The organism is Ruminococcus sp. RTP21484sp1_RTP21281st1_A8_RTP21281_210402, from assembly GCF_040914025.1.
Lineage (GTDB): Bacteria > Bacillota > Clostridia > Lachnospirales > Lachnospiraceae > Blautia_A > Blautia_A faecis.
In genome coordinates this window covers 1-20,601 of record NZ_JBCPGE010000066.1, presented here as the reverse complement: position 1 = coordinate 20,601, position 20,601 = coordinate 1, and the positions used below count along the sequence as shown (strand labels likewise).

At 41.1% G+C, this 20,601-nt stretch carries 18 protein-coding genes and 1 pseudogene; 16 read left to right on the top strand and 3 right to left on the bottom strand.

Translation table 11 applies throughout. From position 1 onward, the window contains the following. The 5 genes from AB5170_RS20745 to AB5170_RS20725 all read left to right on the top strand — a co-directional run. Nucleotides 1–605 (top strand): FecCD family ABC transporter permease (locus tag AB5170_RS20745; protein ID WP_368365146.1); only part of this gene is annotated, 605 nt, incomplete at its 5' end. 1 nt (nt 606) lies between these two features. Further along, the gene (locus AB5170_RS20740) at nt 607–1,707 is read left to right on the top strand and encodes an ABC transporter ATP-binding protein (RefSeq protein ID WP_195992999.1); all 1,101 of its coding nucleotides are present in this window, start codon (nt 607–609) and stop codon (nt 1,705–1,707) included. Nucleotides 1,708–1,800: 93 nt separating this feature from the next. Further along, nucleotides 1,801–2,664 (top strand): YitT family protein, encoded by an 864-nt coding sequence (locus AB5170_RS20735; RefSeq protein ID WP_118583485.1) that lies wholly within the window; start codon nt 1,801–1,803, stop codon nt 2,662–2,664. An 88-nt stretch (nt 2,665–2,752) separates the two neighbouring features. Continuing rightward, nucleotides 2,753–3,691, top strand: coding sequence for an alpha/beta hydrolase (locus AB5170_RS20730; RefSeq protein WP_330386407.1), 939 nt, complete (start codon nt 2,753–2,755; stop codon nt 3,689–3,691). Nucleotides 3,692–3,694: 3 nt separating this feature from the next. Beyond that, nucleotides 3,695–5,506: a DUF6320 domain-containing protein gene (locus tag AB5170_RS20725; protein WP_227200919.1), complete on the top strand. Its 1,812-nt coding sequence runs from the start codon at nt 3,695–3,697 to the stop codon at nt 5,504–5,506. A gap of 40 nt (nt 5,507–5,546) precedes the next feature. Here AB5170_RS20725 and AB5170_RS20720 read toward each other — a convergent pair. Both AB5170_RS20720 and AB5170_RS20715 read right to left on the bottom strand, forming a co-directional pair. After that, nucleotides 5,547–5,648: pseudogene (locus AB5170_RS20720) on the bottom strand (DUF6783 domain-containing protein); the annotation flags it as partial. A gap of 48 nt (nt 5,649–5,696) precedes the next feature. Beyond that, on the bottom strand, nt 5,697–6,218 hold the full coding sequence (locus AB5170_RS20715) for a hypothetical protein (RefSeq protein ID WP_118583489.1): 522 nt from the start codon (nt 6,216–6,218) through the stop codon (nt 5,697–5,699). A 217-nt stretch (nt 6,219–6,435) separates the two neighbouring features. Between AB5170_RS20715 and AB5170_RS20710 the strand changes: the two genes are divergently transcribed. The 8 genes from AB5170_RS20710 (at nt 6,436) to AB5170_RS20675 (ending at nt 15,550) form a co-directional block, all read left to right on the top strand. Beyond that, nucleotides 6,436–7,809, top strand: a complete 1,374-nt coding sequence (locus AB5170_RS20710; RefSeq protein WP_148463384.1) for a sodium-dependent transporter — start codon at nt 6,436–6,438, stop codon at nt 7,807–7,809. 294 nt (nt 7,810–8,103) lie between these two features. Further along, complete coding sequence (locus AB5170_RS20705; protein WP_148463383.1) at nt 8,104–8,769, top strand: response regulator transcription factor; 666 nt, start codon at nt 8,104–8,106, stop codon at nt 8,767–8,769. Continuing rightward, complete coding sequence (locus AB5170_RS20700) at nt 8,766–10,202, top strand: HAMP domain-containing sensor histidine kinase (protein ID WP_148463382.1); 1,437 nt, start codon at nt 8,766–8,768, stop codon at nt 10,200–10,202. Before AB5170_RS20705 ends, AB5170_RS20700 begins: the two co-directional genes overlap by 4 nt. A 171-nt stretch (nt 10,203–10,373) precedes the next feature. Then, complete coding sequence (locus tag AB5170_RS20695) at nt 10,374–11,960, top strand: DUF6034 family protein (RefSeq protein WP_368361849.1); 1,587 nt, start codon at nt 10,374–10,376, stop codon at nt 11,958–11,960. A 1-nt stretch (nt 11,961) separates the two neighbouring features. Beyond that, the gene (locus tag AB5170_RS20690; protein WP_226855457.1) at nt 11,962–12,411 is read left to right on the top strand and encodes a hypothetical protein; all 450 of its coding nucleotides are present in this window, start codon (nt 11,962–11,964) and stop codon (nt 12,409–12,411) included. 346 nt (nt 12,412–12,757) lie between these two features. Then, complete coding sequence (locus tag AB5170_RS20685; RefSeq protein WP_173773828.1) at nt 12,758–13,318, top strand: NUDIX hydrolase; 561 nt, start codon at nt 12,758–12,760, stop codon at nt 13,316–13,318. Nucleotides 13,319–13,372: 54 nt separating this feature from the next. Further along, nucleotides 13,373–14,104: a class I SAM-dependent methyltransferase gene (locus tag AB5170_RS20680; protein WP_148463380.1), complete on the top strand. Its 732-nt coding sequence runs from the start codon at nt 13,373–13,375 to the stop codon at nt 14,102–14,104. 165 nt (nt 14,105–14,269) lie between these two features. Beyond that, entirely contained in the window at nt 14,270–15,550 is a 1,281-nt protein-coding gene (locus AB5170_RS20675; protein ID WP_195380014.1) for an Ig-like domain-containing protein, read from the top strand. Nucleotides 15,551–15,767: 217 nt separating this feature from the next. Here the strand turns inward: AB5170_RS20675 and AB5170_RS20670 are convergent, their stop codons facing one another. Further along, on the bottom strand, nt 15,768–16,052 hold the full coding sequence (locus tag AB5170_RS20670) for a hypothetical protein (RefSeq protein WP_173716758.1): 285 nt from the start codon (nt 16,050–16,052) through the stop codon (nt 15,768–15,770). A 152-nt stretch (nt 16,053–16,204) separates the two neighbouring features. On the opposite strand from AB5170_RS20670, the gene AB5170_RS20665 reads away from it, so the two are divergent. From AB5170_RS20665 to AB5170_RS20655, 3 genes are all read left to right on the top strand, one after another. Then, entirely contained in the window at nt 16,205–16,966 is a 762-nt protein-coding gene (locus AB5170_RS20665) for a class I SAM-dependent methyltransferase (protein WP_148463379.1), read from the top strand. A gap of 763 nt (nt 16,967–17,729) precedes the next feature. After that, entirely contained in the window at nt 17,730–19,799 is a 2,070-nt protein-coding gene (locus AB5170_RS20660; RefSeq protein ID WP_173773832.1) for a hybrid sensor histidine kinase/response regulator, read from the top strand. A 241-nt stretch (nt 19,800–20,040) separates the two neighbouring features. Then, complete coding sequence (locus AB5170_RS20655; protein WP_148463375.1) at nt 20,041–20,307, top strand: hypothetical protein; 267 nt, start codon at nt 20,041–20,043, stop codon at nt 20,305–20,307. Nucleotides 20,308–20,601 lie beyond the last annotated feature (294 nt).

The window sequence follows — 20,601 nt, the reverse complement described above, 5'->3', positions numbered from 1 at the left end:
GTTTTATTCTTCTGATTTCAAAAAGGATCAAGCACATGGCCACCCTTCTGGTTGCCGGAATCATGATTGGCTATATCTGTTCTGCAGTAACTGATTTTGTGGTAACTTTTGCAGATGATTCCGATATTGTAAATCTTCACGGATGGTCACAGGGAAGCTTCTCCGGTATGAGCTGGAGTAACGTTTACATTTCCTGTGTGGTGGTAGGAATTACCCTGATCCTGACTTTCCTGCTGTCAAAGCCCATCGGTGCTTATCAGCTGGGAGAAGCTTATGCACAAAGCATGGGCGTAAATATCAAATTCTTCCGTGTTGCATTGATTTTGCTTTCCAGTATTTTATCAGCAACTGTAACTGCTTTTGCAGGACCGATTTCTTTCGTTGGAATTGCAGTCCCATTTCTGATGAAAAGAAGCTTCGGCACATCCAGACCACTTATAATCATTCCGGGAACATTCCTGGGCGGTGCAGTTTTCTGTATGATGTGTGACCTGATTGCCAGAATGGCTTTTGCCCCTCTGGAGCTGAATATCAGTACCGTTACCTCCATCTTTGGAGCACCTGTTGTTATTTTCATGATGTTGCGGAAGAAGAGAGGAAACTGAAATGGATAATTACTATTTTCATATGGATAACCTTTCTGTCGGTTATGACAAAAAGGCCTTAATTCATGATATCTGTATTGGAATTAAAAAAGGGGAGATTGTAACCCTCATTGGTCCAAATGGTTCTGGTAAATCTACGATTCTGAAAAGTATCACAAGACAGCTGCAGATCATTGGTGGAAAAGTTTACTTTGATGATCGTAATCTGAATTCTTTTTCCTATAAAGAGCTTTCCACACGCATGGCAGTAGTTCTTACGGAACGAATGCGTCCGGAGCTTATGACCTGTCATGATATTGTGGCAACCGGACGCTACCCTTATACAGGCAGACTCGGTATTCTTTCCAGAGAGGATGAGGAAAAGGTAGAGGAAGCCATGAGAGCGGTGCATGCGGAATCGCTTGGCAGTCGTGACTTTAACAACATCAGCGATGGCCAGCGTCAGAGAGTGCTTCTTGCCCGTGCGATCTGCCAGGAACCGGATATTATTATTCTGGATGAGCCAACCTCTTTCCTTGATATCAAACATAAGCTGGATCTTTTATCTATTCTTCGGGATATGGCAAAAAAGAAGCAGATCACAGTTATCATGTCTCTTCACGAAATCGATCTGGCACAGAAAATTGCAGATAAGATCATCTGCGTAAAGGGAGATACCATTTCTCATTTTGGAAAGCCGGAAGATATTTTTGAAGAGAACATGATCAAGGAGCTGTATGAGATCAACAATGGATTTTTTGATCCCCTGTTTGGAAGTATTGAGCTTCCGAAACCAGACGGAGAAGCGAAAACTTTCGTAATCTGTGGAAACGGCACTGGTATTCCCATATTCCGTCAGCTGCAGAAAGAGCATACACCTTTTATTGCAGGTATTCTTTACACCAATGACGTGGATTACCGCCTGGCAAGACTATTGGCTTCAAAGGTGATCACGGAAGAACCCTTCATGGAAATCAGTGAAGAAGCCTTCCAGAAGGCGCAAAAAGCCATGGAAAGCTGTGAGAGGATAATCTGCACGGCTGTTCCGGTTGGAAGCTGCAATAAGCGGTTAGGAGAGCTTATAGATGCAGCGAAGAAGAGCGGGAAAACAGAGTTTGTATAATTCTGCCTTGCGGGATTCTTTGATTCCGTTTCTTTACAGGACTCATTTTTTACGTTATACTGAGTTCACCGAAAGAAGGAGAGGACTCGTTTTATGAAAAAAAATATATTTACAAAAGACAACCTGATGTTCTTTATCATTCTGAATCTGGGATTGATTTTTACAGCGGTTGGAATTGCCATTTTTAAAACACCCAACCATTTCGCATTTGGTGGTACATCTGGTCTGTCTATTATCCTTTCTACCTTATTTCCGAAGTGGAATGTAGGTGCATTTATGTGGATCGTCAATGCAGCACTTGTTGTACTTGGATTTTTCTTCCTTGGAATCCGCTCCATGGGCTGGACTGTCTATTCCTCTTTTGCCCTGTCTTTCTATGTAAGTGCCTGTGAAGCTATTTATCCCCTTAGTTCGCCACTTACACATGACGTGTTCCTGGAGCTTTGTTTTGCAGTGATCCTTCCTGCAGTGGGAGCTGCTATGGTATTTAATGTCGGTGCCTCCACTGGTGGTACTGATATTGTGGCAATGATTTTGCACAAATATACCAGCCTTGAGATCGGGCGTGCACTTTTGGTCAGTGACCTGGGAATTGTGCTGATCGCTGCTTACCTTTACGGTGCCCAGACCGGACTTTACTGTATTCTTGGAATGATCCTGAAATGCACTGTAGTAGACAGTGCAATTGAGAGTCTGAACCTGAGAAAGGTATGTACGATCATTAGTAAATATCCGGAGCAGGTAGAAGAGTTCATCATCAATGACCTGCATCGTTCTGCCACAGAGCAGAAGGCCTTTGGCATCTATACCAAGAAGGAGCAGAAGGTAATGATGACTGTGCTTACCCGAAGCGAGACCAACCGTCTTCGTATTCATTTAAGACAGATTGATCCCCATGCATTTATTACTATTGTAAACAGCAGCGAGATCATTGGAAAAGGCTTCCGTTCTATCTGATGCCTGCCAGCTAATGCAGAAGACTGATTTTTCCATAACAGAACAGTCTGATGAAGCTTGATTTTAAAACCAGAAAGGAATACAGGCCATGATTTCCAAAACCATGCGAGCAATTCTCCACACCCTTTCCTACGGCAATATCGAAGTGGAATCCTCCCGCAGACTGGTGGACATTAAGAAGCTGGATGCCATGAATATTTTTCTGAAAAAAATGGATATCCAGATTTTCAACGGGGACTACGAAATCCCTCTGCGGATTTATTTTCCTACTGAAGAAGCCATGACAAACGGGGTGGAAAAAGGCCATACTTTTCCAGTTCTTCTATTTTTTCATGGCGGAGGATGGGTGACAGAAAGTGTGGATACCTATAACCGTGTATGTGCCAGAATGTCCCAGTCTACCGGTCATATTGTAGTATCCGTGGAATACAGGCTTGCTCCTGAATACCGTTTTCCAACGGCTCTGATGGACTGTTATGCAGCGGCGAAAGCACTTTATACCAATAATCTGATCCTGAATACAGATTCCCGAAGAATCACTATTATGGGTGACAGTGCCGGAGGAAATCTTGCAGCCGCAGTTGCTCTTATGGCAAGAGACAAGGGCGACTTTCAGGTATTCCGGCAGATTCTTATTTATCCAGCCTTATATAATACCTATACAACCGCATCTCCCTATGCCTCTGTGCAAAAGAACGGCACCGACTACCTGCTTACTGCAGTGAAAATGCAGGATTATCTGAATCTGTATGAGAGCTGTCCGGAGGATCGGGTCAACCCTTATTTTGCACCTCTTCTGGCAAGAGATTTTTCTAATATGCCAGAGACCCTGATTCTCACAGCAGAGTTTGATCCTCTTCGTGATGAAGGCGAAGATTATGGAAAAAAACTGGCAGAGGCTGGTAATTATGTAGAAGTACACCGGATCAAAGATGCACTTCACGGCTTTTTTGCTCTTGGAATCCGCTTTTTCCATGTGCAGGAAAGTTTTTCTTATATGAACGAATTCTTAAAAAGGGAAGTGTGAAAATTGAAAGAAGGATATTCGAACTGGAGAAAACTGGATAACGCGGCCCTTGCTTTTCCTCTGGTAACTGGCAAAAATGATACCAGAGTATTTCGTTTTTACTGTGAACTAAAGGAAAATGTAAAACCGGAGCTTCTCCAGGCCGCTCTTGAAAAAACCATGGAAAAATATCCTCTGTTTCAGATGGTTCTCCGAAAAGGATTATTCTGGTTCTACCTGGAACACAGGGATATTCGTCCAATTGTAAAGGAAGAGAAGAAGCCTCCATGCAGCAGGCTGTATATTCCAGACAAAAAGAATCTTCTTTTTCAGGTCAGCTATTATGAAAAAAGAATCAATTTTGAAGTTTTCCATGCACTGACAGATGGTACCGGGGCAATGCATTTTCTCCAGGAACTGGTAAGCAATTATCTGAAAAAGGCTCACCCGAAACAGGATCTGCCTTCTCTTCCAGTCACGGATATGAGCACCCCCGGTGATCAGGAGGAGGATAGCTTTTCCCAGTATTATTCCTCGGATATTCCCGGAAATTCTGAGAAAAAACCTCGCGCTGTCAGACTTCCGGGAGAACGGCTGCTTCATGAGGATATGCATATTACAGAGATTGTACTTCCGGTAAAAGAGCTTCATGCAAAAGCAAAAGAATACGGTGTCTCCATAACCATTCTGATCACAGCCATGTTTCTTTGTTCCATCCATGAGGAAATTCCCAAGAGCAGGCAAAATCGCCCCATTGCCCTTATGGTTCCTGTAAATCTGCGGAATTATTTTCCCTCACAGTCTATGGCAAATTTTTTTGGCTGGATAGAAGTGGGACATGATTTTTCCAAAACTTCTGATTTTACAGAAATTCTGGCTCACGTGAAAGAGCAGTTTGCCGCAGAACTGGTAGAAGAGAAAATTGCCAGACATATGAATAGCTATGTCCGTCTGGAGAAAAATCCGGTCATCCGTGCAGTTCCCCTGGAAATAAAGAAATATTTCCTTATGCTGGGAGCAAACCTAAGCTCTAGAAGCATTACGGCTGTTTATTCCAATATTGGAATTCTTCGTTTTCCAAAGGAGTATAACCAGTACATTGACCGTTTCGGAATTTTCGCAAGTACCAACTCCATGCAGCTTTGTTCCTGTTCTTACGAAAACGAAATGGTTCTTGGATTTACCTCCAAGCTTCCCAAGGATAATATTCAGCGAAATTTTCTGAACATGCTGAAAAAAGAAGAAATTCCTTATACAGAAAAAACCAATAATTTCCCCGGCTGTTCCCTGAAAGAGAAAAAGGAGGCGCAGAGAATCGTGCAGGTTTTCAATTTTGTCTGCATTGCAGCTGCAATTCTCTGCGGCATGATCAATTACCTTACACGGGAAAAACTGGACTGGTTCTGGTTCGCCGCAGCTGGCTGTCTTTGCGGATGGCTAATCGTAGCGGTTGCTTATGCCAAACGGAGGAATATCTTAAAAAACGAGATCATACAGTTGATCCTGGTAACTATTATCGCTGTTCTGTGGGACAAATATACCGGATGGCATGGATGGTCTCTGGATTTTGTCCTTCCATTTGGCGCTCTTGCAGTGCTTGGCTCTATACCCGTGATCGTAAAAGTACAAAAGCTGGAAAAAGAAGAGTATCTGTTTTATCTTGTTCAGGCTGCTTTTGCTGGTCTCGTACCGCTGATCCTTATGTTTCTTCACCTGATCCGTTTTCCATACCCATCTGTGGTATGCACAGGAATCAGCCTGCTGGTATTTGCAGGAATGTTTATTTTTAACAGCAATGATACTATTCGGGAGTTTCATAAAAAACTTAGAATGTAATAAAATAGACACAGATCGCAAGGACTGCTTTTCTGAAATTTCAGAAAAGCAGTCCTTGCGATTTGTGTCCGTCTGTTATGTCTGATACCCTAAAGCGTATTTGATAAATCATTCCCGTAATCTGCACGCCCCACTTTGCGGGAGTTTTTGCAGAAAGCCCTTTTCAAATACGCTCTGGAAGTTAATATAATTAAATTTCTACAAGAATTCCCTTCTCTTTATCATACTTACAATATTTGCCATTTCCGGAAATAAATGGCTGATAAGTATTCGTACGTGTATCTTTCACATATACAATTCCTGTGGCGATCATTTCTACCAATGAAAAACGTTTACTCAGGCTGGAGATCCAGGAATAGGTCTTATTACTGTCAGAATCAGCAGCAACCAGACTGTATCCCTCTTCACACGGTTTCAGAGAGAAGTAAATTTTCTCCGGCTTAGAAGTCTCTTTAAATACCTGGCTTGCTATATAAGTAGAAAAATTCTTCTCCACAAACTGCTGGAAAGAGTATAAGGTATAAACCTCTCCGCTGACTTCGTCTGTAATCCGGTCTCCGCGCTGCAGACGCGCCTTGATCAGAGACAAAGTCTCAATGGTCCAGTTGATAAAGGAAATGCTGCTGTAGGTCATGCTCTCAAGAAGCTGGTCGATCAGTTTCTTTGTGAGAACATTTGATTTCGTTGCTTCGTTAAACAATTCTTCATTCATAATCCGCACCCTCCATAATATATATATTAATTGATAATCTTAATTATAAGATCTTATTTTGTTAAAATCAATAATTTCTCCCTCGTTTTTGTATTATTTGTTATTGCTGTTATTTTATATATATTGTTTGCCTTTAACACAAAACCATGTTATCATCATAAGAGTTGGAGTTTATAAAAAGCAAAAACAAATTTTACGAATTTGGAAGGAAAAATTTATGGAAAAACATCATCATGAACGAAGTACTTTTTCCGGTAAACTGGGATTTGTACTGTCTGCTGCCGGAGCTTCCGTCGGACTGGGAAATATATGGCGATTTCCTTACCTTGCGGCAAAATACGGCGGTGGAATATTTTTACTGATTTACATTATTCTGGCACTTACTTTTGGCTACTCCATGATTGTCGCCGAAACCGCCCTTGGCCGAATGACAAGAAAAAGTCCGGTAGGTGCTTTTGGAAAATTTGGCAAGTCTAAATGGCTGTCCTTTGGTGGCTGGATCAATGCCATCATTCCAGTCCTGATCGTGCCATACTATTCCGTTATCGGCGGATGGGTTATCAAATATCTGATCGAATATATAAAAGGTAACAGCCAGAAGCTGGCAGAAGACGGATATTTTTCTGAGTTTATTTCGAATGGTACCTCCACAGAGGTTTGTTTCCTTATTTTTGCATTTTTAACAGTTGCAATCATATATGCAGGAGTCCGAAATGGAGTAGAGCGCGTTTCCAAATTTATGATGCCGGTTCTGGTATTTTTATCTGTGCTTATTACTGTTTACTCTGTTACAAGACCAGGTGCCCTTGCAGGAGTGAAATATTTCCTGGTACCAAATATTGAGAATTTCTCCTGGATGACAGTGGTAGCCGCCATGGGTCAGATGTTTTATTCCCTGTCTATTGCCATGGGAATTCTGGTAACCTTTGGCTCTTATATGAAAAAGGACGTATCTATCGAAGGTTCCACCAAGAATGTAGAAGTATTTGACACTGCAATTGCCATTATGGCAGGTCTGATGATCATTCCGGCTGTGTTTGCATTCTCCGGTGGAGATCCGGATACTTTACAGGCAGGACCAGCGCTTATGTTCATCACCATTCCCAAGGTATTTGCCAGTATGGGGTTGGGAACTCCCATTGGGATTCTGTTCTTTGTACTGGTGCTGTGCGCAGCTCTTACCAGCTCTATTGCCCTGACGGAGAGCGCTGTATCTACCTTCCAGGACGAACTGAGATGGCACAGAAAGAAAGCAACCGTTATTGTTGGTGTGATCATGATTCTTCTTGGAACTCTTTCTTCCCTTGGATATGGACCGCTTGGCTTTGTAAAAATCATTGGAATGCAGTTTCTGGATTTCTTTGATTTCCTCACCAATTCTGTAATGATGCCAATTGCCGCACTTGCAACCTGTCTTTTAATTTCCAGAAAAGTGGGAGTGGAAAAGATTGAGGAGGAAGTAGTAGCTGAAGGCGGAACTTTCCGCAGGAAAAAGATTTTTAACTTTATGATCAAATACCTCTGCCCGATATTTGCAGCAATTATCCTGCTTAGCTCTGTAGCAAATGCATTTGGACTGATTTCCATGTAAATAATTTGTAACTGTTCTGTACTTCTCAGTTACCACTTCGCGAAATAATACCTGCTGAATAAATACTATAATTTTTTAATCGCCCCACCCATCTCAGGTGGGGCGATTGTATAAGGACTGCCTCCATATCTACAAAGCTTTAAAGTCTGCCACATTTCCATCAATAACGCACACAACTTTTCCCTATATCTGCTTTTTACAATATGGTTACATTTATCACTACCAAAACATGTATAATAGAACCAGTACATCAAATAAGGACTATTTTTCAGAGTATACAAGAAAGGACCCAAAATGAAAGCCAGAATACTTGTAATAGAAGATGAACCAGCAATCAATAACTTACTTTGCATGAACCTGGAAGTCACCGGCTACCAGACCGTAAGCTACCTGGACGGCAATGACGCCAGCGAAGGAATTGCCTGGGATCATGAGTTCCAGTGCGCCCTTGTAGATATTATGCTCCCTGGAAAAGATGGATATACCCTTTTACCAGAACTGAATCACTACGGCATTCCCGTCATTTTTCTCACCGCCAGAGCCGACATCACAAGCAAAGTAAAAGGCCTTAAAGAAGGTGCCGAAGACTATATTGTAAAGCCCTTCGAGATGCTGGAAGTGATGGTCCGCCTGGAGAAAGTACTGGAACGTCATGGAAATTTACAGGAGCAGATACAGATTAACAATATTACCATAGACACCATAAGCCATACCGTTACCAGAAATGGAGAGGAAATTTACCTGAAACCAATGGAATACAACTGCCTTATGATGTTCGTCCGCAATCCCAATAAAGCTCTTACAAGAGAGCAGCTTCTGGCCGGTCTCTGGGGCGTAGAATTCGAAGGAGAAACAAGAACAGTAGATGCACATGTGGGACGTATCCGCAAAAAGCTGGGCTGGCAGAACAGGATCAAAACCATTCCCCGCATTGGATACCGACTGGAGGTGGAATTTTGAAGCTTTTTACAAAAATCTTTTTACAGGTGGCCTGCGTGATCCTGATTTTATCCTCCGCTGTTTTTTTCTATACTTCATATCGCTGGAAGAATCAGAGTATTCAGTATATCAATAACTATGAATATACCAAATTTCAGAATAATCTTTTACAATTTGAGGAGAAATTAAGACTTACAAGCAGTCAGTCCGCTAATTCCGATGAGAAAGTCCGAAACCGAATTCTTATCTACGCTTTCCGACAGATTTTCCATGACAGTGCTGTTCTATATCAGAATGATGAAGAACTTTACAACGGTACCGCCTATGACTTCGATGTTCAGGGAATCCAGGAACAACTGGGAGAAGTGGAATTACACGGAAAATGGTATGACGCGGATACTTATATCTGTGATCCCCTTATCAGCAAAGCCGACGGTAAAACACTGTTGCTTTTTTTTTATTCCTCCACAGAGTCAACTACAAATCTGAATTATCAGATTGTCACTTATAAAGACGTTTCTGATGTTCTGGAGAGTAACAGGATCCTTTTTTATCAGGCGGGTATGTTGACGCTGGTTCTTCTTCTGTTAACCGGAACAATTCTTTTTTTCAGCCTGCGGAAAATTATGGCACCCCTTACAAAATTAAGGGAAGCTGCGGTTTCTGTATCTGAAGGCAACTATGATATACAAGTTCCTGCGGAAGGAGATACGGAACTGGCGCAGGTTGGCAAAAGCTTTAATCAGATGTCCTCCAAGGTTAAAGAACAGATTGAATGCCTTTCCACTGTAAACCATACACAACGACAGTTAATGGGAAGTCTTGCCCATGAGCTGAAAACACCTATGACCTCTATCCTGGGATATGCAGATACCCTTCTCACAGTGCGCCTGCAAAGACAGCAGCAGGAGAGAGCTCTCTCCTATATTTCCAGTGAATGCCGCAGGCTGTCCCGACTTTCGGTAAAAATGCTGGAACTTACCGGATTATATGAAACTGGGGAGGCACGTTTTGCCCCAACAGAAAATTCAGTGAAATCTTTTCTGGAGGATTCCAGACAGCTTAACCTCTGCCGTCTGAAAGAGAAGAATATCTGTCTGGAACTTCAGTGTGAACCTGCTGATCTGAAGAAAAACTTTGACAAAGATCTTATGTTAAGTCTGGTAAACAATTTTATTGACAACGCAGTAAAAGCCTCCGCGGACAATTCCAGACTCATACTGGAAGCGACGGCTGAGAAACTGATGGTCCAGGATTTTGGCAAAGGAATCCCAGCTGAAGACCTTGATAAAGTGACAGAGGCATTTTATATGGTTGACAAATCCCGTTCCCGGGCGAATGGAAGTGTGGGTCTGGGACTTGCACTTTGTAAAAAAATCGCGGATATACATGGATTTCAAATGAAAATTGAAAGTGAAATAGGAAAGGGAACCTGTGTATTCATTGAATGGTAAAGAAATTCTTGCCAGATTACAATTCAGTTACAATTTACGGAAGATTTGGTGTAATTCCAAGTACTATAATCTATATCAGAACATGACCGGTGATTACTATGAGCAATATCAAACACCCGTTCCCCTAAATCTCCGGTTATGTTCAAACATCGAAAGGGAGACTTCAAACAAATGAGAAAGAATATAGAAAGAATGATTGGACTTACTCTCTGCATGGGAATGTTAGCGGGATGTGCACAGACACCAGAATCTTCCCTTGTAAGGCAGAAGGGAAATAAAGCACTGGATTCTTACAAAGAAGCGGATGACAAGGATGTCAATATGGCAGGAAATGCCTCCTCCGCTGATCAGACAACTGCTTCTGAAAGTACTGGTACAAGTGATACTGCTGCCTCCACTGACGTTCACCCGGATAATGCCTCAGCTGCCAGAACCACTATCCGCGACCTGATCAATGCGCCTGAGACTTACAAAAATCAAGTAACAGACGACACATCCAAGCTTGTGGTAAATACGGATGCGGCAGTAGAAATACCAGATGTGGAAAAGATATCTGCAATTTCTGTTACACCAGCTGCAGTCACACAGGATCTTCTTGATGGTATCACAGATGCCTTTTTCTCAAATGCGAAGATTTACACTGCAGACAGCTATTATGTACAGACAAAGGATGAGATCAAGAAAAAAATCGACGAATTAAAAGAAGATGTTGCCAACGGAAATCTGGATCCTAATAATTGGGGAACCGATGATAATGGCAATCTCATATATGATATTTACGATGACATTGATTATTGGGAAAACCAGTATGAATCTGCACCTGAGACTAGAAATCTGGTAGAAGGAAGACCTGCCGTGGGAGTACAGACATACAGCAATACTGGTGAAGTTATGGAAGACAATGCTTTTACCGGTATCGCCCAGTTAGATGACGGCTCCCAATATTCTTATCGTACCTCTTCCTGGGGAGCCTATTCTTTGGAAGTAAGAATCCAGAAGATAGCCCAAAAAGACGGTAAAGAAATCCCTTCTGACGCTGTCTGGTCCGATTATTCCAGCAGCAGTCCATATGAAAAACCTACCGAAAAATCTATTGGAATTTCGTTGGATGACGCGAAAAAATTAGCCCAGGAAAAAGCAGATGCCATGGGCCTTGACGATTTAAACCAATGCGGATGGGATTATGCGATTCAGACGTCCATTGGAACAGATGATAACTCCAGTTATCTCGGAAGTGGTTATGTTATCTACTACAGCCGTACCATAAATGGAACTCCGCTTACCTATACCATGGATGCAGGTGGAGCGCTTGAAGACATGGACAGTACTATGGAAACCTGGGCTTACGAAAACCTTTATTTTTATGTAAATGCAGACGGAATCGACAGCATGACTTATTGCAATCCATACACCATCGGAGAAACTAAGACTGAGAATTTAAGCCTGCTTCCATTCAGCGAGATCATGAATATCTACGAAAAAATGATGATCGTCACCAACGCGGACAACCTTACCTATGAAAATTCCAGGGTATTCAATATTGACCGTATCGTTCTTGGCTATGCCAGAATTTATGAGCCATCCACAGATGCCCATACCGGTCTTCTGGTTCCTGTCTGGGATTTCTTCGGATCCCGCAAGATTGACTCCGAATATGATGGCGAAACCTACTCAGATACGACAGATTGGCCTACCTGGAGCTTTCTTACCATCAATGCAGTAGACGGAAGTATTATAGACCGTAGTCTGGGATACTGATATGAAGCAGACACTTGGAATTGTACGCTACAATTTCTTCGGCTTTTTCCGTAATCCCAAAGTGATTTTTACCCTCTTTCTGGAATTTGTGCTCAGTTTTCTGCTTACAGGAAGAATCATGGTTGTTATGGATAACTACAATACGCCTGTACAGGCAATTGAACCTTTCCTGTGGACCTTCGGGGATGGAACAGCAGTGCTTCTAAGTTCCATGCTTTTGCTTTTGCTGTTCTCCGACCTGCCGAAAATGACACCAGTCACTCCTTATCAGCTGATCCGTACCACCAAGAAGAAATGGCTCTTAGGCCAGTTTGTCTATATTACATTCGTAACGATTTTATATACATGTTTTATGCTTTTGTTTACTTCTGTGCTGTGCATGAAGGACAGCTATCCAGGCAATCTGTGGAGTGACACAGCAGCACTGCTTAGACAGTATCGATTCAAATAAAAATTCTACTGAATACAGCAGTTCCGTTTCCAGCAGTAGTTTCACGGCTATGGACAATCCCGGGAATAATATTTCACCAGTGTCCTGTCTTCCCTGTAAAGTTGCTGCAATACTCCCCGGAGAAGATGATCAGATCTATATCCCGCTCTCCCAGGCAAGAATTCTGTGCAGCGAATCTGGCACTGCGCTGACTGTAACAAAGGTGTTGCTAAAGATAAAGGGAAAGACCAATCTTGAAAACGCTAAACAGCATTTTGAATAACAAAGATACTTCCTTTTCAGGTGTAAATAAATATCTGCTTATGTTATACTATTGTACAAGACCAATAAAAAGGAGCACTCTATAATGAACAGACAGGAACTACTTAACCAAATTGAGCATTATACCCCGTTCAATGAACAAGAAGAGATGGATAAGCAGCTTATTCTGAACTGGATCAGAAATAATACCAATGCTTTTTCCAGAGAAAACACGGTAGCACATATGACTGCTTCTGCCTGGGTGGTAAATCAGGATAAAAGCAAAATTCTCATGGTCTATCACAATATTTATAATTCCTGGTCCTGGCTGGGAGGGCATGCGGACGGAGAAACGGATTTACTTGCAGTTGCCCTTCGGGAAGTGAAAGAGGAAGCGGGGATTTCCCATGTCTGTCCTGTATCTGAGGAGATTTTTTCTTTGGAATCCCTTACAGTAGATGGACATGTGAAAAAGGGCAAATATGTGTCCAGCCATTTACATCTGAATGTAACATATCTGCTGGAAGCAGATTTTGAGGAAGCTGTCTCCATAAAAGCCGACGAGAACAGCGGTGTCGCCTGGTTTTCCCCGGAAGAAGCGCTGAAGAAATCTACAGAACCATGGTTTGTAGAACATGTGTACTCCAAGCTGATTGAGAAAATGTAATGAAAGAAGCCAACAATTGTAATACTTATATGATACAAAGAAAGAGAAGAGAATATGAGTGAGAAAATTGTAGTTTGCCTTGAAAAAGGTGGCGCAAGAGATATGGCTGAAGCTTTTTCCAGGCGCACAAATACCCCAATCTCTGAAAAGCCGGGAGAGCACCTGACGGTGCTTTTTAATTCCAAAGGTGTTTCTTTAACCGGATATGGTCTGGCTTATCAGGGAGATTTCGAAAATATGCTTCACCGGGTGACCAACGGAAGATTACAGCATGAAATGCTGGTACGGGCTTCCAAATCAGAAAAGCCAGGGCGCAAGGCAATAGATGCCACAGCAGGTATGGGAGAGGATGGATTTCTTCTGGCAGCCCAAGGGTATGAGGTAACTCTGTATGAGCAGAATCCAGTGATTGCTGTTCTTTTAAAGGATGCCCTGCGCCGGGCAAAGAAGCATCCCGTATTGAAAGAGATCGCTGCCCGCATGAAGCTGACAGAAGGCAACAGCGTGGAATTAATGCCCGCACTCCTGGATCCTGTAGACGTCATATACCTGGATCCCATGTTCCCCGCAAGACAAAAGTCCAGCCTGATCAACAAAAAACTGCAGCTCATCCAGAAGCTGGAGCCCCCATGCTCCCAAGAGACCGACCTTTTCGACGCCGCTATCAGCGCAGACCCGGATAAGATCATTGTAAAACGACCGCTGAAAAGTGATTTTCTGGCAGGAAGGAAGCCTTCTTATACGTTAAGCGGAAAAGCGATTCGATATGATTGTTATACGTTGTAGAGGAAATAAATTGGCAGAGCAGGCAGATGAATAAATGATATATGCATAGCAGCATTTTTATAATCCTTTTCGATTACTGTCAGAAGTGCTAGTGCAAATCAGAAGCAACTATGTATAATAAGAATAAAAAGGACAGTATTGTTTATAAGGAAGGAGAAAATGCTTATGAGAAATGGTAAAAAATCATTAAAAAAAGCCAGCGTACTGCTTACTACATTCTTACTTGTAGTAATGTGTCTGGCAGTGGATACCACATCTGTAAGTGCCGCGAAGATTAAACTGAACAAAACAAAGCTTACCTTGGCCCAGGGCAAGAAATACCGTTTAAAGGTAAAAGGCACAAAAAAGAAAGTGAAATGGTCCTCCACAAAGAAATCAGTGGCAACTGTCAATAAAAAGGGTGTCGTTACAGCAAAGAAAAAAGGAACTGCATATATTAAAGCTAAGGTTGGCAAAAAAACATACAAGTGTAAGGTTACTGTTAAGAGTAAAAAAGCACCTGCAAAGCCAGCACCTACAACACCTTCTGCTCCGGTAAATCCGCCGGCAGAGCCTACAGCAACACCTACCACAGCTCCAGCAAAAACACCAGTACTAAGTGCAACATCTTTAAGCATGCGTAAAGGTGAATATTATCAGCTTAACGTACAGGATCCTAAGCATCTGCCCGTATGGACCAGTTCAAACAAGAATATTGCAGAGGTAGACAGTCAGGGAAAGGTACATGCAATTAATGTTGGAACAACAGAAATCAAAGTAGATGCAGGGATTGTTCTTACATGCACAGTTACAGTTACCATGGAAACAAAGCCTCAGACTGAACCAGTTCTTTCGAAAGCAGTTATAAAAGGGCAGCGGTCAGTCAAGAATGAAGCTGGCGAATCTGTAGTGATTGAGATTCCTCTGAATACTTATACCTATACTTTCAGCACAATTCCAACAAACGTGGAAGAATTGAAGCAGTATAACATCAGCGGTGATGATGGAAGATATAAGGTGCTCGCTCTTTATGTCATGTCACTTCGGACCTGGAAACCGGAAAATCAGACAGATTGCGAAGAAATGATCGGATATTTATGCAATAAGCAGTTATCTGTTTATGAGAAGCAGAGATTAGCAGAGCAAATGAAAAAGAGTAAACAGTATCTCTATCTTGGAAATGCATTCTTAAATGGTGCAACTCCGGCGAATGACTACACACCTTCACAGCCTTATTCAATTACATTAACTCAGGATTCTGTAGTAGATGAAGATCAGATATACATTCCGGCAAATCCTTCCATACCATCTCCTGATCAGTATAGAGCCTTTATCTATTGCAAGGCTTCTGACAGTGGTAAATGGATCGATGTTTATAAATCATCTAAGGACGGAAACTGGTATATGTATAAATGGATGGATCTGATCACTTCAATAAAAGCCCCGGCTTCAAGTAATCCATTCTAAATATGTCTTCAGGTGATTCATTCTAATTACAAGAGGGCAGACATCAAAGACCTCGGTTTTTGGTGTCTGCCCTTAATGTATTTTATAAAAATTATATCTGTAACCGCTGGGGGTGACAGTATACTAAGAGAAATCTTTTTGGTCACTTTGACAGCAGCTTCCCAAACTACTGCCACGGACTCCCCAAAAACAACTTGTGACGATCATCAGCAGTTGCTTATAGAACTATTCTACTAAAAATCATTCTTTCCGTATTAGCTAGCCAGAACGGCTCTCCTGTAGGGCAATGAGTTTCATACCAGTTAAAACCGCCTTTTTCACTTCCAATCTTTCCGATTAATGATGTCTGCCCAAGTGAAAATAGGTATTCTACATTTTTAGGCTCTTGATACCATAATAGCAATCTAATTCCTACCATGCTAAAATACCCTCCATTTCCACTCCAGCCGTATTGAACATGACCATTAGCAAGCAGTCTTGCAATAATACTTGCATCACCCATTTTATATTCCTCCGTTCAGTATTTTATTGGACATAAACTGTGCTTTAACATATTCTTTTTAAATATAATATATTTTATATTGTATATTAAGTCATTTATCCCGTTTTTATGGTATTATAAGAAAACAAAGAACAGGATAGGAGGCGTTTGAAATGAATCATAATGATATAGTCAGACAGTCATTCAAAAAACAGGCTGAAAAATTTGTAGCATATCATATGTCAAAAGTGGAATATACAGACTATCTGATTCAGAAAATCGCAGCAACAGGAGAAGAACATGCATTAGAAGTAGCTGCCGGGACCTGTATTTGTGGCAGGGCTCTGGCTCCTTATGTAAAGGATATTACCTGTCTGGATATGACGGAAGAAATGCTGGCACAGGGAATCAGACTTGCCGAAGAAAGTCATATAGAAAATATTTACTTTCAAAGTGGTAATGCCGAAAAACTTCCATACGAACCCGAAACCTTTGACCTGGTGATCACAAGGCTTTCTTTCCATCATTTTGACAATCCTGAGAAACCTTTTGAAGAGATGAAACGTGTCTTGAAAAAAGGGGGAAAGATGGTGGTCTGGGATATGGAAGCTGCCGAGGAGCCTTTACGAGAAATTGATGATAAGATTGAAAATATGCGTGATCCTTCTCATACCAGAATCCTCAGCAGGGAAGAATTTGAAGAAATGTTCAAGAAAGATTTTGCACTGCAATGCGAAGAAACTACTCTGGTGCCGGTGAATCTAAAAAGTTGGATGGAACTGACTGATACTTCGGAAGATGTGCAAGAAGAGATAACAAATTTGATGAAAGCTGAATTGGAAGGCGGTAGAAAAACCGGTTTTTCACCATATAATAAAGATTCACAAATCATGTTTGATCATAGATGGCTATTACTAATTGGTGTAAAAAAATAATGGTAATAAAAATAAGCAGGAAACTCCTTTGAAGAGTTCCTGCTTTTCTTGAAATGTCCTAATATTTAGATAGGATTCGGGGGCATATTTATAAATGTAATTACAGCTCTAAAGAATCTTCTGCATCTATTCGGGTTTTGTTACACCAGACATCTGTACAAAATAAAGAAATCTCTGTGCAGATAAAAGCGACGTTGGAAAATAATAGTCAGATGTATAAACTGAAATTGCATACGCTGTGGTCGCCTATGAAGAAAGACGTATGCATAGGAATTATCGGGTATTTTGACATTATAAAATAGAAAAATACAACAAATGTAGGATATGATGGAATTGCCGTTCATGTGTATATCTGGATGGAAGGAACAGACGCTGATTGCGTCAACGGAAAATCTGTTGAAGATGATTCGTCTACTTATGATGTGACAGTAAAACTTGCCGGAGTTGCAAGCGGAAATTAAATGTTCTTTTGAAAGGTCATGGCACGAACCATGGCTTTTCTTTTACCCCAACATCCCCATATTGGCAACTATCCCCACTCACCCCACTCTTTTTCAGTACATTTACTGAATTGCTATTTTCCCGACTTCCCGGCTTGCCATATAGCTGAGAAATTTATGAAATGTTCCTGTTTTTTAAATCCTGCAAATACTACTGATGAGCGTGTAAATTTTCATTCTACAATGTAAAAACTCTTTGTTGACGGATATATTTGGATAAGGATATAATCTGTATCAGAGAATTTACAGGGAGATAAACAAGTATGAGTCAGGATATGATTAATAACCGTTTTTTGGAAGAGTCGGTATTTGCTATTGCCGATGGATACTGCGTGATCAATCTCACAAAGAATATTGTACGTGGTTCCATGTATCAGGTAGTTAATGGAAAAAAATATAATCTGAATGAACAATTAGGTTTGCCGGAAAATTCAAGCTTACAGAGTCTGGTGGATGCATGGGCATTGACCATACCTGAAGAAGGTCTTCAAGATTTTCTGCACGAGTTTGACAGAGAACGACTGTTAAAGCGTTTTGAAAATGGTGAACGGCATATATCATTCCGATATTGGACCAGGACTGCTACTTTTGAGCCCATGCTTGCAGAAGATCACATGGCCCTGTACCGGGAAGAAGAAACCGGAGATATCATTGCAGTCAATTATGTTCTTGACCGTACAGAACATTATCGCTTAGAGGAAAAAGAGAGGGCACTGGAAAAATCAAACAGAGAGTATGCGAAGCTTCTGGAAGAAGAGAAAAAGCATACGGCTATGATCGAGGAATTAACGAAGAAACTGCAAAGTCAGCTGGAGTTATTTACCGTATCCATCCCTGGCGGTGTCAAAATCAGTAATGATGACCCGGAATATTCTTTTAAATATGTTTCAGAACAATTTGCAAATATGCTCGGTTACGCAACACCGAAGGAACTGATGGACGCTTCTGGCGGTAATATTATCGGTCTTGCTCATCCAGATGACGTAAAGGTCGGACTTGCAGATGCATTAAATCAATATACGCATTCCGATCATTATGCTACTATTTACCGGATACGCTGTAAGGACGGCACATACAAATACATCGAAGATCGTGGACAGAAAGTAATAAAGGAAGACGGAACCATTGAACATTGGAATCTCATGCTGGATAAAAATGACTTCATGCACAAATCAATTGCATTGGAAAGTGAAAAGAAAGCAAATAAAAGCAAGTCTGATTTTCTCTCCAGGATGTCTCATGATATGAGAACCCCACTGAATGGCATTATCGGATTGCTGAAGATTGCTGAGAAGCATTTTGATGACAGTGAATTGGTTCTGGAAAATTTCGGAAAAATGCAGGTAGCCGCAGATTATCTATTGTCACTTATTAATGATATTCTTCAGATGAGCAAAATCGAAGATGGAAATGTACCGCTAACGCAGGAAATCATCAACTTTGATGAATTAAGTCAGGATGTTCTGACTATCATAGAACAGCGGGCAAAAGACAGAGGAATTCAAATGCAGTTCCGTTCAAAAAAAGAAGGGCTTCGATATCCTTTTATTTATGGAAGTCCGGTGCATATGAGACAGATTTTTCTTAATATTTATGGAAACTGTATTAAGTATAACCGGATTGGCGGCAAGATAATAACGGTGTTGGATTATACAGAAGTAGTGGATGGAATTACGACATATGAATGGACGATCACAGATACAGGCATTGGCATGAGTAAGGAATATCTGAAGCATATATTTGAGCCGTTTTCGCAGGAAAGGAATGATTCTGGAAGTACACAACAGGGAATTGGACTGGGAATGTCGATTGTAAAAGGCCTGATTGAAAAAATGGGCGGAACAATTAAAATAAAAAGCGAAGAAGGAATCGGATCAACTTTTATTATCAGAATTCCGTTTAAACTTGCTTCCGCACCAGATACAGTAAAGAAAACAGCAGCACAGATGGATATTAGTGGATTAAACTTATTGCTGGTGGAGGATAATGAACTGAACGCAGAAATTGCGAAAACTCTGTTGTCTGATGAAGGTGCAAATCTGACAGTTGCAGAAGATGGACTGCAGGCGGTCAGGATGTTTCAGGAGAAACCGGAAGGTTATTTTGACGCAATTCTGATGGATATCATGATGCCTGTAATGGATGGGCTTACTGCGACAAAAACAATCCGGTCACTGAAACATCCTGATGCTGAGACAATTCCAATCATTGCCATGACAGCAAATGCTTTTCAGGAGGACGCTGAAAAATGTATTGCTGCTGGAATGAATGCACATCTGGCAAAACCTTTGGATATTGAGAAAGTAAAGATGACCATTTATAAATATATATAAGAAAAGTCAGCAAGGAGGTATTGACGCATGTTTAGAGAAATATATAATTTGCACAGCACTCTTATTGCGTCCAATGATAACATCTCCATGCCTGTTGATAAGATAATGATATGAGCAAAAACGTCTTTTCATCTGTTTGAGGAAAGACGTTTTTTATATGAAAATGTTTTGGAAGAGGAGTGACCGAAAATGAGTTTATTATGGATGGAATATGAAACAGAGTTTGAACACTTGGTAGAGAATGGTGATCACGCACAATATCATCCAGATGATGGGCGGAACCATTCAGGTAGAGAGCAAACTGGGAGAAGGAAGCCATTTTGAGGTGATTCTTCCGATAGAACTAGATAAAACAGCGGATCGAAGTATCAGATCCCGGATGGAAGTTATAGATACCGTATCTATGATTGGACCTTATATGAATGAAGTCCTTCCGCCGACACCGCCAAAGCGAAAACAGCAGCCTATAGATATTCCAGATTTATACACTTTTTTCTTTACACAATAATATCCTTGAATTTATATTCATGAGTAGGTATAATAAAATATAGTATGTCAAATTTTAGCTGTTAAATGATGGCTTGTGTCAAATAATAGTTAATAATTACAAAGTAGTATAATATTCACTTTTTTATCCCATAAAAAATACTGCAATATCAGCTAAGTTAGCAACCACCAGTTCAACTGGTGGTTGCTAACTGATACGGGAAGAAAATATTATTTTTATACCCTTTAGGAATAGAAATAAACCTAAAGGGTATTTTCCTCTTAAGCGACATACAAGGGAGGGTTTGGTAGTTTC

Bases quoted from the DNA above. Each gene is read 5' to 3' on its own strand.
- AB5170_RS20740 (WP_195992999.1), top strand. From the start codon at position 607: ATGGATAATTACTATTTTCATATGGATAACCTTTCTGTCGGTTATGAC.
- AB5170_RS20735 (WP_118583485.1), top strand. From the start codon at position 1,801: ATGAAAAAAAATATATTTACAAAAGACAACCTGATGTTCTTTATCATT.
- AB5170_RS20730 (WP_330386407.1), top strand. From the start codon at position 2,753: ATGATTTCCAAAACCATGCGAGCAATTCTCCACACCCTTTCCTACGGC.
- AB5170_RS20715 (WP_118583489.1), bottom strand. From the start codon at position 6,218: ATGAATGAAGAATTGTTTAACGAAGCAACGAAATCAAATGTTCTCACA.
- AB5170_RS20710 (WP_148463384.1), top strand. From the start codon at position 6,436: ATGGAAAAACATCATCATGAACGAAGTACTTTTTCCGGTAAACTGGGA.
- AB5170_RS20705 (WP_148463383.1), top strand. From the start codon at position 8,104: ATGAAAGCCAGAATACTTGTAATAGAAGATGAACCAGCAATCAATAAC.
- AB5170_RS20695 (WP_368361849.1), top strand. From the start codon at position 10,374: ATGAGAAAGAATATAGAAAGAATGATTGGACTTACTCTCTGCATGGGA.
- AB5170_RS20690 (WP_226855457.1), top strand. From the start codon at position 11,962: ATGAAGCAGACACTTGGAATTGTACGCTACAATTTCTTCGGCTTTTTC.
- AB5170_RS20685 (WP_173773828.1), top strand. From the start codon at position 12,758: ATGAACAGACAGGAACTACTTAACCAAATTGAGCATTATACCCCGTTC.
- AB5170_RS20680 (WP_148463380.1), top strand. From the start codon at position 13,373: ATGAGTGAGAAAATTGTAGTTTGCCTTGAAAAAGGTGGCGCAAGAGAT.
- AB5170_RS20675 (WP_195380014.1), top strand. From the start codon at position 14,270: ATGAGAAATGGTAAAAAATCATTAAAAAAAGCCAGCGTACTGCTTACT.
- AB5170_RS20670 (WP_173716758.1), bottom strand. From the start codon at position 16,052: ATGGGTGATGCAAGTATTATTGCAAGACTGCTTGCTAATGGTCATGTT.
- AB5170_RS20665 (WP_148463379.1), top strand. From the start codon at position 16,205: ATGAATCATAATGATATAGTCAGACAGTCATTCAAAAAACAGGCTGAA.
- AB5170_RS20660 (WP_173773832.1), top strand. From the start codon at position 17,730: ATGAGTCAGGATATGATTAATAACCGTTTTTTGGAAGAGTCGGTATTT.
- AB5170_RS20655 (WP_148463375.1), top strand. From the start codon at position 20,041: ATGGTGATCACGCACAATATCATCCAGATGATGGGCGGAACCATTCAG.